General features: G+C 71.0%; 11 protein-coding genes. 10 read left to right on the plus strand and 1 reads right to left on the minus strand.

Annotated elements, in window-relative coordinates; all coding sequences use genetic code 11:
• The first annotated feature begins 81 nt into the window (after window positions 1–81).
• The 8 genes from ACIBKY_RS05835 to ACIBKY_RS05870 all read left to right on the plus strand — a co-directional run bounded on the left by ACIBKY_RS05835 (window position 82) and on the right by ACIBKY_RS05870 (window position 9,320).
• On the plus strand, window positions 82–1,137 hold the full coding sequence (locus ACIBKY_RS05835; protein WP_397094726.1) for a polyprenyl synthetase family protein: 1,056 nt from the start codon (window positions 82–84) through the stop codon (window positions 1,135–1,137).
• On the plus strand, window positions 1,134–2,087 hold the full coding sequence (locus ACIBKY_RS05840) for a 4-hydroxy-3-methylbut-2-enyl diphosphate reductase (protein WP_397094727.1): 954 nt from the start codon (window positions 1,134–1,136) through the stop codon (window positions 2,085–2,087). The genes ACIBKY_RS05835 and ACIBKY_RS05840 overlap by 4 nt, the downstream gene beginning before the upstream one ends.
• The gene (locus tag ACIBKY_RS05845; RefSeq protein WP_397094729.1) at window positions 2,084–3,472 is read left to right on the plus strand and encodes a family 2B encapsulin nanocompartment shell protein; all 1,389 of its coding nucleotides are present in this window, start codon (window positions 2,084–2,086) and stop codon (window positions 3,470–3,472) included. The genes ACIBKY_RS05840 and ACIBKY_RS05845 overlap by 4 nt, the downstream gene beginning before the upstream one ends.
• Window positions 3,472–5,622: a germacradienol/geosmin synthase gene (locus tag ACIBKY_RS05850; RefSeq protein WP_397094730.1), complete on the plus strand. Its 2,151-nt coding sequence runs from the start codon at window positions 3,472–3,474 to the stop codon at window positions 5,620–5,622. Before ACIBKY_RS05845 ends, ACIBKY_RS05850 begins: the two co-directional genes overlap by 1 nt.
• On the plus strand, window positions 5,619–6,947 hold the full coding sequence (locus ACIBKY_RS05855; RefSeq protein WP_397094731.1) for a family 2B encapsulin nanocompartment shell protein: 1,329 nt from the start codon (window positions 5,619–5,621) through the stop codon (window positions 6,945–6,947). The genes ACIBKY_RS05850 and ACIBKY_RS05855 overlap by 4 nt, the downstream gene beginning before the upstream one ends.
• A gap of 110 nt (window positions 6,948–7,057) precedes the next feature.
• Window positions 7,058–8,509, plus strand: coding sequence for an alpha/beta fold hydrolase (locus tag ACIBKY_RS05860; protein ID WP_397094733.1), 1,452 nt, complete (start codon window positions 7,058–7,060; stop codon window positions 8,507–8,509).
• A gap of 11 nt (window positions 8,510–8,520) precedes the next feature.
• Window positions 8,521–8,973, plus strand: a complete 453-nt coding sequence (locus ACIBKY_RS05865) for a hemerythrin domain-containing protein (RefSeq protein ID WP_397094734.1) — start codon at window positions 8,521–8,523, stop codon at window positions 8,971–8,973.
• Window positions 8,970–9,320 carry a nucleotide pyrophosphohydrolase gene (locus tag ACIBKY_RS05870; protein ID WP_397094735.1) on the plus strand — a complete coding sequence of 117 codons (351 nt, stop codon included), beginning with the start codon at window positions 8,970–8,972 and terminating at the stop codon, window positions 9,318–9,320. Before ACIBKY_RS05865 ends, ACIBKY_RS05870 begins: the two co-directional genes overlap by 4 nt.
• Before the next feature lie 475 nt (window positions 9,321–9,795).
• On the opposite strand, the gene ACIBKY_RS05875 is transcribed toward ACIBKY_RS05870, so the two are convergent.
• On the minus strand, window positions 9,796–11,898 hold the full coding sequence (locus tag ACIBKY_RS05875) for an ATP-dependent RecD-like DNA helicase (protein WP_397094737.1): 2,103 nt from the start codon (window positions 11,896–11,898) through the stop codon (window positions 9,796–9,798).
• A 69-nt stretch (window positions 11,899–11,967) separates the two neighbouring features.
• Here ACIBKY_RS05875 and ACIBKY_RS05880 point away from each other — a divergent pair, with 69 nt between their 5' ends.
• Both ACIBKY_RS05880 and ACIBKY_RS05885 read left to right on the plus strand, forming a co-directional pair.
• On the plus strand, window positions 11,968–12,828 hold the full coding sequence (locus ACIBKY_RS05880; RefSeq protein ID WP_397094738.1) for a 3-methyladenine DNA glycosylase: 861 nt from the start codon (window positions 11,968–11,970) through the stop codon (window positions 12,826–12,828).
• A 48-nt stretch (window positions 12,829–12,876) separates the two neighbouring features.
• Complete coding sequence (locus ACIBKY_RS05885) at window positions 12,877–13,653, plus strand: SDR family oxidoreductase (protein ID WP_397094740.1); 777 nt, start codon at window positions 12,877–12,879, stop codon at window positions 13,651–13,653.
• Window positions 13,654–13,664 lie beyond the last annotated feature (11 nt).

Here is a 13,664-nt window from a genome sequence, read left to right on the forward strand (position 1 = left end):
TGGAACGACCGATTTCACTCTGGGTATTCGTGACCTAGCTTCTCGTGTGTGTCCGACGATCTCGAAAGAGGAGAACGGATCATGACGGCGGAGGTTGCGGAACCCCCCGTGGAGCCGGTCGACACGACCATCCACAGGGTCAGGACAGCGGTCGACGACCTGCTGAGCGAGTTCATCGACACCCACCCCGCTCCCGTCGCCGACCCGGAACTGGCCGAGGGCCACCGGCTCCTGCGCGAGTTCGTGGTCAAGGGCGGCAAGCGGATCAGGCCCCTGCTGTGCTACTGGGGAGCGCGCGGCGCGGGCGGCACGGACGAGGTGGCTCCCGTGGCCGCGGGCGCCGCGCTGGAGCTCTACCACGCGGGCCTGCTCATCCACGACGACATCATGGACGGCAGCGCCCTGCGCAGAGGCCGTCCCACCCTGCACCGGAGCCTGGCGCGCCCGCCGCGTCACCCCGGTGCCGAGCCTTTCGGCCACAGCGCCGCCGTCCTGCTCGGAGTCCTCGCCCAGGCCTGGGCCGACGAGCTCTTCGGCGATACGGGCGGCGCGCCCAGGCGGCTGTTCAACCGGATGCGCGCCGAGGTGATCGCCGGCCAGTACCTCGACATCCAGTCGCACCTCGACCCGGACGCCGAGCGCGCGCTCACCGTCATCCGCTACAAGACAGCCAAGTACACGGTCGAGCGGCCCCTGCAGATCGGCGGCGCGCTGGCCGGCGCCTCCCGCTCGCTCCTGGAGTCCTACTCACGCTTCGGGCTGCCGCTCGGCGAGGCGTTCCAACTGCGTGACGACGTCCTGGGCGTGTTCGGCGACCCGGGCGTCACCGGCAAGCCCGTCCTCGACGACCTGCGCGAGGGCAAGGCGACCGTCCTGATCGCGCACGCCTTCGCCGAGGCCGCCGGGCCCGCGCTGCGCCTGCTGCGCGCCTGGCACGGCAACCCCGGCCTCGACGAGAAGCGCGCCGCCGACCTGCGGCAGATCATCGTCGACACCCGAGCACTCGCCCGCGTCGAGACGATGATCGACGGCCGGGTCCGAACCGGACTTGAGGAGTTGCGGACATGCGCGATCGACCAGCACGCCCGGCAGGGGCTGACCCTGATGGCCGACCGGCTCACGCATCGCAGCGCGTGAAGCGGGTCCTGCTCGCCGCTCCGCGTGGCTACTGCGCCGGGGTGGAACGTGCCATCCGCACCGTCGAGGAGGCCCTGAAAAGGTACGGCCCGCCGGTCTACGTCCGTAAACAGATCGTCCACAACACCTTCGTGGTCGCCGACCTCACCACGAGGGGCGCGGTCTTCGTGGACGAGCTCGACGAGGTGCCCGACGGCTGCCTGGTCGTCTTCTCCGCCCACGGGGTCTCGCCCGCGGTCAAGGACACCGCGGCCGGCCGCGGCCTGCGCAGCATCGACGCCACCTGCCCGCTGGTCACCAAGGTGCACAAGGAGGCGGTCAGGTTCGCCGAGTCCGGCTACGACATCGTGCTCATCGGCCACGCGGAGCACGAGGAGGTCGAGGGCACGCTCGGCGAGGCCCCCGACCGCATGCACGTGGTCGACCCGGCCCGCCCCGACGAGCTCGACCTGCCGGCCGACCGGCCGATCAGCTGGCTGTCGCAGACCACGCTCTCGGTGGACGAGACCATGGGCGCGGTCGAACGCCTGCGTGAGCGCTATCCCCGCCTCGTCGACCCGCCCAGCGACGACATCTGCTACGCCAGCCAGAACCGCCAGGAAGCGGTCACCGCCATCGCCCCCGAGTGCGACCTGGTGATCGTGGTCGGCTCGGCCAACTCCTCCAACTCCCGGCGCCTGGTCGAGGTCGCGCTCGCCGCCGGCGCCCGTGCCGGCCACCTCGTGGACGGCGTGGCCGAGGTCGAGGAGAGCTGGCTCGACGACGTGGAGACCGTCGGCGTCAGCTCCGGCGCCTCCGTCCCCGAGCACCTCGTGGCCGAACTGCTCGGCTGGCTCGCCGAGCGCGGCTTCGCCGACGTCCAGACCGTGACGCTGGCCGAAGAAAGCCTGATCTTCTCCCTCCCGCCCGAGCTCCGTGAGCTCCGCTCCCCGATAGGTGGTGTCCTGTGACCGAATCCGTCCTGAACAACGAGAGCCCCCTCAGCCTCGGTACGAAGGCCGCGCGTAACCTGGCGACCACGACCAAGACGCAGCCGCAGATGCAGGAGATCACCTCCCGGCATCTGCTCAAGGCGCTGCCGTGGGTCGAGGTCGTCGGCGGTGCGTACCGGGTCAACCGCCGGCTCACCTACACGGTCGGGGACGGAAGGGTCACCTTCACCAACACCGGAGCGGCTGTGCGGGTGATTCCCGCGGAGTTGTGCGAGCTGCCCGCGCTGCGCGGCTATGACGATATAGACGTGCTGACCGCCCTGGCCGACCGGTTCACGCAGCGCGAGTACGAGGCCGGATCGGTGATCGTCGAGGCCGGCAGCCCGGCGACCGAGGTCGTGCTGGTGGCGCACGGCAAGGTCAGCCTGGTCGGCGAGGGCGCGTACGGCAAGCAGACCGTGCGTGGCGTGCTGGCCGACGGCGACTACTTCGGTGACAGGTCGCTGGCCGGCGAGGCGGGCACCTACGACCTGACCGTCCAGGCGGTCACCGCCTGCACCGTGCTCGCGCTGCCCAGGTCGGCCTTCGACGAGGTCGCCGACCAGACCGACGGCCTGCGCGAGCACGTCGAGGCGTGGGCCGCCGACCCCGACCGGTCGCTGAACGCCCACGGCGAGGCGGAGATCGTCCTGGCCTCCGGCCACACCGGCGAGCCGACGCTGCCCGGCACGTTCGTCGACTACGACCTGGCACCGCGCGAGTACGAGCTGAGCGTCGCCCAGACGATCCTGCGGGTGCACACCCGCGTGGCCGATCTGTACAACGAGCCGATGAACCAGACGCAGCAGCAGTTGCGGCTGACGGTGGAGGCGCTGCGCGAGCGTCAGGAGAACGAGCTGGTCAACAACCGCGAGTTCGGCCTGCTGCACAACGCCGACCTCAAGCAGCGCATCCACACGCTGACCGGCCCGCCCACCCCGGACGACTTCGACGAACTGCTCGCCCTGGTCTGGAAGAACCCGGCCGTCCTGATCGCGCACCCGCGGGCGATCGCCGCGTTCGCCCGTCAGTGCACCGAGCGGGGCATCTACCCGCAGAGCGTCGAGGTCAACGGGCAGAAGGCGCCGTCGTGGCGCGGAGTTCCGATCCTGCCGTGCAACAAGATCCCGGTCAGCGACTCCGGCCTCAGCTCGATCATGGCGATGCGGGTGGGCGAGGCGGCCCAGGGCGTCATCGGCCTGACCCGCACCGGGCTGCCGGACGAGTACGAGCCCGGCCTGTCGGTGCGCTTCATGGGCATCAACGACAAGGCCGTCATCTCCTACCTGGTCACGACCTACTACTCCGCGGCGGTGCTCGTGCCGGACGCTCTCGGCATCCTGGAGAGCGTCGAGGTGGGCTGATGGCGTATGAGCTGCCTGACTTCTACCTGCCGTATCCGCCCAGACTGAACCCGCATCTGGAGACCGCCCGCGCGCACACCCGCGCGTGGGCGGCCCGGATGGGCTTCTTCGACAACCCCGACATCTGGGGCCCCGCCGACCTGGAGGCGCACGACTACGGCCTGATGTGCGCCTACGCCCACCCCGACTGCCCGGCACAGGAGCTCGACCTCATCACCGACTGGTACGTCTGGGTGTTCTTCTTCGACGACCACTTCCTGCACGCCTTCAAGCGCACCAAGGACCTCAAGGGCGCCCAGGCCTACCTGGACCGCATCGACCTGTTCATGGACGGCGACCCGCCCGAGCCGACCAACCCGGTCGAGCTGGGCCTGAAGGACCTGTGGGCCAGGACGGTACCGGCGATGACGGACGCGTGGCGGCGCCGCTTCGTCACCGTCACCCGTGACCTCACCCAGGAGTCGATGTGGGAGCTGTTCCACATCGACTCGGGCCTGGTCTCCAACCCCATCGAGTACATCGAGGCGCGCAGGAAGGTCGGCGGCGCCCCCTGGTCGGCCTGCCTGGTCGAGCACGCGGTCGCCGCCGAACTGCCCGCCCGCCTCGCGCACACCCGGCCGGTCCGGGTGCTCACCGAGGCGTTCGCCGACGCCGTGCACCTGCGCAACGACCTGTTCTCCTACCAGCGGGAGGTGGTGGCGGAAGGCGAGCTGTCCAACTCCGTGCTGGTCTGCGAGAACTTCTTCGGCTGCGACACCCGGCGCGGCGTCGAGATCACCAACGACATGATCACCTCGCGGCTGCACCAGTTCGAGCACACGACGCTCACCGAACTGCCGGTCCTGTTCGCCGAGCACGCGGTGGCGCCGCACGAGCAGGAACGGGTGCTGCGTTACGTCAAGGGGCTGCAGGACTGGCAGGCCGGCGGCCACGCCTGGCACCTGGCCTCCAGCCGCTACACCAAGGCCCGTCGCGAGCGCGGCCCGCTCAACGTCTCGCCCGCGCACGTGAGGAGTGGCCTGCGCAACTTCACCTACCGCCCTTTCACCGAGACGACGGTACGGCTGCCGCAGTTCCCCATGCCCTTCACCGTCCGCGACAACCCGCACCTGGACCGGGCCCGCGCCCACAACGAGCGATGGTGCGTGGAGATGGGCTTCACCACCGCCCTGCCCGGCCTTCCCTCCACAGCGCTGTGGACGGAAGGCCAGGTCAAGGGGTTCGACCTGGCGCTGTGCGCCTCCGGCCTGGCACCGGAGGCCGGCGCGGAGGCGCTTGAGCTGGCGACCGACTGGCTCGCCTGGGGCACCTACGCCGACGACTACTACCCGAAGGTCTTCGGCGGCGGCCACGACCTGACCGGCGCCAAACTGTCCAACCGGCGGCTGCTCGAGCTCATGCCGGTCGACCTGGTGCCGGTGACCCTGCCGGTCAACGCGGTGGAGCGGGGGCTGGCCGACCTCTGGGCGCGTACCGCCGCACCGATCGAGGTGGCCGAGCGGCGGGCGTTGCGCGACGAGGTCGCGCGCATGCTCGCCAGCTGGGAATGGGAGGTGGCCAACCTCATCCAGAACCGGGTGCCGGACCCGGTCGACTACATCGAGATGCGCAGGCTCACGTTCGGCACCGGGCTCACGATCCGGCTGAACCGGCTCAACAGCCCGCGACCCCTGCCCGACGCCCTCTTCCGCACCCGCGAGATCCTGGCCCTGACCGGCGCGGCGGCGGACTACGCCTGCCTGGTCAACGACCTGTTCTCCGGTCAGAAGGAGATCCAGTTCGAGGGCGACCTGCACAACGCGGTGCTGGTCATGCGCAACTTCTTCGACTGCGACGTGGACGAGGCCGTGACCATCGTCACCAAGCTCCTGGCCGCCAGGATGGCCGAGTTCGAGCATGTCGCCGGCAACGACCTGCCGGCCATGCTCGACGCGCGCGGCGCCGACGAGGAATTGCGCGGCGCGGTCGCCCGCTACGTGAGCGGGCTGCAGGACTGGATGGCAGGCATCCTGCGCTGGCACGAGCGGTGCACCCGCTACACCGAGACCGAACTCCGCCGCCGCTCCGCCGTCCGCTGGACCCAGGGCCCCACCGGCCTCGGCACGGCGGTCCGCCGGATCCACTCCCTGCTACCGATGGGCGCGCCATGACAGAATCCCTGCTCAGCCTCGGGACCGCGGCGGCGCGCAAGCTCGCCACGACCACCAAGACCGTCCCGCAGATGCGGGAGATCACGCCACGCCACCTGCTGCACGTGCTGCCGTGGGTGGAGGCGGTCGGCGGCGTGTACCGGGTGAACCGGCGGCTCAACTACACCGTGGGCGACGGGCGGGTGAGCTTCACCTCGGTCGGCGCCGCCGTACAGGTGATTCCGGATGAACTACGCGAGCTGCCGTCGCTGCACGACTTCGAGGACCCGGCCGAACTGCGGGCGCTCGCCGAGCGCTTCGTCCAGCACGACCTGGTCGAGGGGCAGGAGGTACCGGACGGGCAGATCGTGCTGGTCGCGCACGGCAAGGTCGCCAGAACCGGCATCGGCGGGTACGGCCGCGCCACCGTCGTCGGCATGCTGGCCGACGGCGACCACCTGGGCGACCTGACCGGCGAGGGCGCCCAGCCGGCCAGGGCGCTGACGGCCTGCACGGTGCTGGTGCTCTCCCGGGAGGACGCCGGCCGCCTGCGCGAGCGCTCCGACAGCCTGCGCGAACACCTCGACCGCCCGGCCAGGACCGGCCCGAGCAACAAGCACGGCGAGGCCGAGATCGCCATGTCCGCCGGCCACCGGGGCGAGCCGACGCTGCCCGGCACGTACGTCGACTACGACCGCGGGCCCCGCGAGTACGAACTGAGCGTGGCCCAGACCGTGCTGCGGGTGCACACGCGGGTCGCCGACCTCTACAACGGGCCGATGGACCAGACGGAGCAGCAGTTGCGCCTGACCATCGAGGCGGTGCGCGAACGGGAGGAGCACGAGCTCGTCAACAACCGCGAGTTCGGGCTGCTGCACAACGTCGACCTCAAGCAGCGCTTCCAGACCCGCACCGGCCCGCCCACCCCGCACGACATGGACGAACTCCTGTCACGCCGCCGCAGCTCCCACTACTTCTTCGCCCACCCCCGGGCGATCGCCGCCCTCGGCAGGCAGTGCACCGCCCGCCGCGTCCAGCCGGACGTCACCGAGGTCAACGGCGCCAAGGTGATGGCCTGGCGCGGGGTGCCGATCCTGCCCACCGACAAAATCCCGATCAGCGAGCAGGGACTCAGCTCAATCATCGTCATGCGTACGGGGACGGAGAAACAGGGTGTCATCGGACTGACCCGCACCGGGCTGCCCGACGAGTACGAGCCCGGACTGTCGGTGCGCAAGCTGGGCATCGACGACAAGGCGATCATCAGCTACCTGGTGACCACCTACTACTCGGCGGCGGTGCTGGTGCCCGACGCGCTCGGCGTACTGGAGAACGTCGAGGTCTGAGTACGACGGCGGGATGACGTCGCGGGTCGGCCGTCCGGCCGACCCGCGGGGCGCGGTGCTGGGCAGTTCGGCCGATCCGCGGGATGCCCGTGTTCCGGAAGTATCCCCGTGTGCGTATCCATACCGTCCTCGCCCTGCTCACCCCGCTCGTGGCCGTGGCCGCCTGCGGCACCGTGACCACCACCGCGGCCCGCCCCAAGCCCAGCGTTGCCGCCCCCGCGGTCTGGCGGGCCTGCCCCGGCGGGCAGGGGGCCGAGTGCGCGGACGTCGCGGTCCCGCTCGACTGGAGTGAGCCGGACGGCCCGGTCATCGAGATCGCCGTGGCCCGCAGGAAGGCGCCCAAGTCCGAGGGCACGATCGTGTACCTGCCCGGCGGCCCCGGTCAGTCGGGCGTCGAGACGCTCATCGCGAGCAAGGAGTTCGGCGGGCTCGAACGCCGCTACGACATCGTCAGCCTCGACCCGCGCGGCGTCGGCGCCAGCAGCCCGCTCACCTGCCCGGCGGGGCAGGTCATGGCACTCGGCCCGGAGCGCCTCCCCACGACCGACGCCCAGCTGCGCGAACTGCGGCAGGCCACCGCCGCTCTCGCCAAGGCGTGCAGGAAGGCCACCGGGCCCGCGTTCGACCACCTCGACAGCGCCAGTGCCGCCCAGGACCTCGACCGGGTCAGGCAGGCCATCGGCGCCGACAAGATCACGATCTACGGCCACTCGTACGGCACGCTGCCGGCCCAGGAGTACGCCGCCAGGTTCGGGCAGCGGTTGCGCGGAGCCGTACTGGATGGGGTCATGGACCACAGCCTGGACCGGCGGACCTTCACCGTCAGCGCGGCCAGGGCGCTGGAGGAGTCGTTCGGGCAGTTCGCGACGTGGTGCGTCAAGGACAAGACGTGTGAGGTGGACGATCCGGTCGCGGCCTACCGGCGGGTGCTGGCCAAGGCGGAGCGCGGCAAGCTGGGCAAGGACGAGAACGGGCGGGCGTGGACGCCGTACACGGTGACCGCGACGATCGACGCGATGCTGTTCACGCCGTCGTGGCCCGCCGCGGGCATGTTCCTGAACACGCTCGACAAGGGCAGGCCGTGGCGGACCGACGGCGACGACACCCTCCCCAAGCGGATCAACCACGCCGACCCGATCGTCTGCCAGGACTACGCGATGGCCTACCGCGACGCCGCCGAGATCAAGGCCGACCTCGCCGCCGCTGCCGCCGTGGCGCCGACCGTCCGCTACTCTCCGAACGCGATGAAGGCGGTCCTGACCTGCCAGGGCTGGCCCGCGCCGGTCAGGAACCCGCAACGCGCGCCCGCCTCCAAGGCGACCGCGCCGCTGCTGCTCCTGCAGAGCCGCTACGACAACGCCACCCCCGTCGCCTGGGCCTCGAACGTGGCCAGGCAACTGGGAAAGCGGGCCCACCTGACCGTGTTGCCCGACTGGACCCACGCCATGAAGCTCTACAACAAGGGCTGCCAGGCACGTTACGCCGCCGGCTACCTGTCCTCGCTCACGCTCCCGCCCGCGAACCCGGCATGCACCAGCACGCCACCCGGGGTGACCCTCTAGGATCGGGGCCCGTGAGTCAGATCGCCGCGTTCGGAACCCAGCTCATCGAGGTGCACGACTGGTTGAGAGGGGAGCTCGAACGGTTGCGCGAGGACCTCGCCTCCGGCGGACGCCCGGCCGACCTGCGCGCCCACTGCCTGGCGTTCTGTACGGCCGTGACCCGGCACCACACGGGCGAGGACGGCGTGGCCTTCCCCGCGCTCGCCGAAGCCCACCCGGAACTGCGGCCCGTCATCGCGCAACTGGAGGAGGACCATCAGCTGGTGGCACACCTCCTCGAACGCATCGAGGCCCTGGACGGCAGCGACCCCGAGGCCGCCTTGTCCGAGCTGGACGGCCTGACCGCGATCCTGGAGTCGCACTTCACCTTCGAAGAACGCAAGATCGTGGCCGCGCTTGATGCCCTTGACCTGCCAGAATGGCGAGATCATCGGCCTGACTACCTGGTGCGGGACAGCTCGTGAGCACCGAGATCGAGGAGCTGGCCGCCCGGTTCCGCGCGTTCGTGGAGGCTCGGGACTGGGAGCAGTTCCACACGCCCAAGAACCTGGTGATGGCGCTGGCCGGGGAGGTGGGGGAGCTGGTGGCCGAGTTTCAGTGGCTGGCGCCCGGCGAGCCGCTGGACGAGGCCGCCATGGGGCGGGTGCGGGCTGAGCTTGGGGATGTGACGGGGTATTTGGTGCGGTTGGCGGATGTGCTCGGCGTGGATCTGATCGCTGACGCCCATGCCAAACTGGACCAGAGCGAGAAGCGGTACGACGCCGAAAGCTACCGAGGATCAGCCCGCAAGGCCCCACCCCTGCCTCCCTAGCCCCTGCCCTGCCTCCTGCCTCCTGCCCCTGCCTTCCCCTCTGGCTCCCCGACGTCGGGTTTCTTTGCATGCCTGGGTTTCTTGCCCCTTGGCCCTCTGGGCTTGCGCCCCTTCTAGGCTCTGGCCCCGGGCCTTCGCGTGTTCCGCCCCTTGGCAAGGAACGCCTCCAGACATGGGATTCCGCCGGGAGACGATCTTGGCCATGTCGGGGATCCGGCCCTTCTGGGTATCCGGAACAACGTCCCTACCAGGTCGGCGACTGTTCCGGTGGGGAACTGCCTTGCACAGCGCGCGAGCCGCGCCGGAGGCGCGCGGTTGAGGGCGTCCGAGCGGAGCGAGGTCCTTTGAGCGGGGTGGGCTCCAACTGCTCAACCACTTGGGTGGGCGACGGGTGGGACCCCCAAAGGAGCGCCCGACCGAAGGGAGGCCCTTTGACCCGGGGAAGGGCGCCCGACCGTAGGGAGGTCCTTGCCTTTCAGAGGCCCGCCGCCTCCAGCCGGGCTGTCAGGGTGGTGTTGCGGCGGTGGCCCAGGCGGTGGACGGCGAGGTCGAGGGCGTTGCGCTGGCCCACCAGGACCACCCAGGAGCGTGCCCGTGTCACCAGCGTGTACAGCAGCCGCCGCCGCAGCATGATGCCGCCCGACTCGGCCACCATCGGGGCGACCACGAACGGGTACTCGCTGCCCTGTGCCCGGTGCACGCTGATCGCGTAGGCGTGGGTGAGGTCGTCGAGTTCGTCGAAGGTGTAGGTGACGAGGTCGCCGTCGTCGATCTGGACGTCGGCCTGGCGTTCCTCGGGGACGAGGCGGGTCAGGGTGCCGGTCTCGCCGTTGAAGACGCCTTTGTCGTAGTTGTTGCGGATGGGCATGACGCGGTCGCCCACGCGGAAGAGGGTGGCGCCGGACCAGTGTTCCGGCTTGCCGTCGGCGGCGGGGTTGCGGACCTCCTGGAGGCGGCGGCCCAGCTCGGCGGTGCCGGTCGTGCCTTTGCGCATGGGGGACAGCACCTGTACCTGGGCGGGGGTGATCTGCTGTTTGCGGGGGATCGCGACCGTGGCCAGGTGGACCACCCGGTCGGCGATCGCCTCCGGGTCGTCGAGTTCCTCGAACCAGAAGCCGCCGCCGCCCGGCAGCGCGGGCAGGTCCCCGGCCCGGATGCGGTGGGCGGCCTTGATGATGGCGCTGCCCTCGGCCTGGCGGAAGACGCGGGTCAGGCGTACCCGGGGAATGCTCTCCACGGCGAGCAGGTCGGCGAGTACGCTGCCGGGGCCCACGCTGGGCAACTGGTCGCTGTCGCCCACGAGCAGCAGGTGCGTGCCGGACGGCAGCGCCGCGGCGAGCCTCGTCGCCAGGCCCAGGTCGAGCATGGAGACCTCGTCGACCACGACGAGGTCGGCCCGCACGGGCGTCTCGTCGAACAGCGCGTCGGGGTCGGGTTCGTGGGCGAGCACGCGGTGGATGGTCATCGCGGGCAGCCCGGCCAGCTCCGACAGGCGTTTGGCCGCCTTGCCGGTGGGGGCGCAGAGCGTGACGGCGCCGCCCATCGCGCGTACGGTCGCCGCCAGGGCCTTGACCGTGTGGCTCTTTCCGCAGCCCGGCCCGCCCGTGAGGATCGACAGGGTGCTGGTCAGGGCCATGGTGACGGCGGCGCGCTGGTCGTCGTCGAGGCTTTCGTCCTCCTGGTAGGAGCGCAGGGTCAGCGTGGAGCGGGCGCGGGCCAGCCGGGCGAGTTCGGTGGTGAGCCTGAGCTCGCGGCTGTGGAGCTCCTTGGGGTAGACGGCGTCGGCCTCACGCACGACGCGGCGTTCGGCGGTCAGCGCGTCGAGGCCCTGCCTGATGAGGTCCTCGTCCTGCTCGATGAGGTCGATGGTCTGGGTGACGAGCGCGGTGGGGGACAGGAAGCAGTGGCCGCCGCCGCTGGCCGCGGCGTCGAGCCGGTCGAGCAGCGCCGCCTGGATCCGCTGGGGGCTGCTCTCGGGTACGCCGGAGCGCAACGCGATCCGGTCGGCGGTGGCGAACGCGATGCCCCTGACCCGGTCGATCAACTGGTAGGGATCCTTGGCCAGCACCTCGCCGGACTCGGCGCCGAACACCTGGTAGATCTTGGCCGCGAGCAGCGGGCTGACCCCGAAGCCCTGGAGCACGACCATGAGTTCGGCGACGGCCTTCTGCTCCCGCCAGGCCTCGACGATCTGGGCCTGCCGGACGGGGCCGATGTTGATGACCTCGCGCAGGCGGCCGGGTTCGGCGTCGATGATGGTGAGGCTCTGCTCGCCGAAGTGCCCGACGATGGCCTGCGCCAGCCGCGGCCCGATGCCTCTGATCAGGCCGGATCCGAGGTAGAGCTGGATCGCGCGGATCGTCGACGGGGTGATCCGCTCGCAGCCGGTGACCGCGAAGCGGCGGCCGTGGCGCGGATGGTCCTCCCAGGCGCCCAGAAGCCTGACCGTTTCGCCGGGCTGCACGCCGCCGAGCGCCCGCCCGGCGGCGACGAACCCGGGCCGGCCGTCGCTGCTCACGCGGGCGACGGTGTAGGCGTCGTCACGCACGAAGACGAGCTGCTCGACGGACGCTTCCACGTCTCGAACATTAGGCCATGCCACCGACAGGGGGCGCGGGCACCGGGCTGGAGTTCCTACCATGATGCGGTGGAGACGCTGGAGGAGCGGGAGTGGCGGCGGCGGGCCGAGGCGCACGAGCGCCGGGTGGACGCCTGGGTCGGGCCGCATCTGCGCAGGCGGCAGGAGCGCGAGACGCATCCGGTCGAGGACTTCCTGTTCAGCTACTACAGCTTCCGCCCGGCGAAGCTGCGCCGCTGGCATCCGGGCGCCGGGGTCGTGCTGCTGGGGGCCGAGGGCCTCGGGGCCGAGTACGTGGACGTCGAGGGCGGGCAGCGACTGGACACGGAGAGCCTGCTGGACAAGCGGCTGGCCATGGTCGAGTGGACGGCGCGGCTGCTGGGGGCGACGGCCGGCCGTACCGGACAGTTCGGGTGTTTCGGGATGCACGAGTGGGCGATGGTCTATCGCACCGATGCGGTACGGCACGCCAGACAGCCCCTCAGGATGGCGCCCAAGGAGATCGCGGCGGTGGTGGAGGCGCGCGGGGTGCGCTGCAGCCACTTCGACGCGTTCCGGTTCTTCACCGAGGCGGCCCGGCCGCTGAACGTGCTGGAGCCCACCCGCGAACGGCAGGCCGAGATGGAACAACCCGGCTGCCTGCACGCGAACATGGACCTCTACAAGTGGGCCTACAAGCTGTCGCCGCTGGTGCCGAGCGAGCTGATCGCCGACTGCTTCGCGCTGGCGCGGGAGATCCGTGAGGTGGACATGCGCGCCAGCCCGTACGACCTGGGCGCACTCGGCTACCGGCCGATCCCGATCGAGACGGTGGCGGGGCGGACCGAGTACGCCGCGCTGCAGCGGGGGTTCGCGGAGCGGGCGGCGCCGCTGCGCGGGCGGCTGCTGGGCGTGTGCGAGGAGCTGATGGCGATTGACGCCCCGGCGTGAGGAGAACTAGGTTCTGGATACCGGCTGGTCGGTACAGGAGCGTGGTGTATGCACATCAGGGGCAAGGTCGCCGTGGTCACCGGAGCGGCGGGCGGGATCGGGCGGGCGATGGCACTGCGCTTCGCCGCCGAGGGTGCCGCCGGGATCGTCGTCGCCGACCTGGACGGTGACGGCGCCGCCGCCGTGGCCAAGGAGATCGGCGAGCGGGCGGTGGCCGTACAGGCGGATGTGTCCGTCGAGGGCGAGGTCGCGGCGCTGGCGAGCACGCCCTTCGGGCCCGTCGACCTCTTCTGCTCCAACGCCGGCGTCATCGCCGGACACGGCCTGGACGCGAGCGACGCGGAGTGGGGCACGTTGTTCGGGGTCAACGTCATGGCGCACGTGTACGCCGCTCGCGCCGTGGTGCCCGGCATGGTCGAGCGGGGCGGTGGCTACCTGGTCAACACGTGCTCGGCGGCCGGGCTGATCAGCTGCCCCGGCGACGCCCCCTACGCGGTCACCAAGGCGGCGGCGATCTCCTTCGCCGAATGGGTCTCCATCCACTACGCCGGCAAGGGCGTCAGGGTCAGCGTCCTGTGCCCGCAGGGCGTGCGGACCGGGATGCTCCGGCGCGGCGTCGAGGAGGACCACCTCACCGCGCGGGCGGTCGGCGCCTCCGGCCCGATCCTGGAGCCGGAGGAGGTCGCGGCCGCCGTCGTCGCGGGTGTCGAGGCGGAGCGGTTCTTCATCTTCCCGCACCCCGAGGTGCCCGAGTACGTGCGGCGCAAGGCCGACGACCCCGACCGGTGGCTGGCCGGGATGTCGCGGTTCGTGGAGTCGCTGTAGCGGATATGGTG

Source organism: Nonomuraea sp. NPDC050394, assembly GCF_044459065.1.
Taxonomy (GTDB): Bacteria; Actinomycetota; Actinomycetes; order Streptosporangiales; family Streptosporangiaceae; genus Nonomuraea.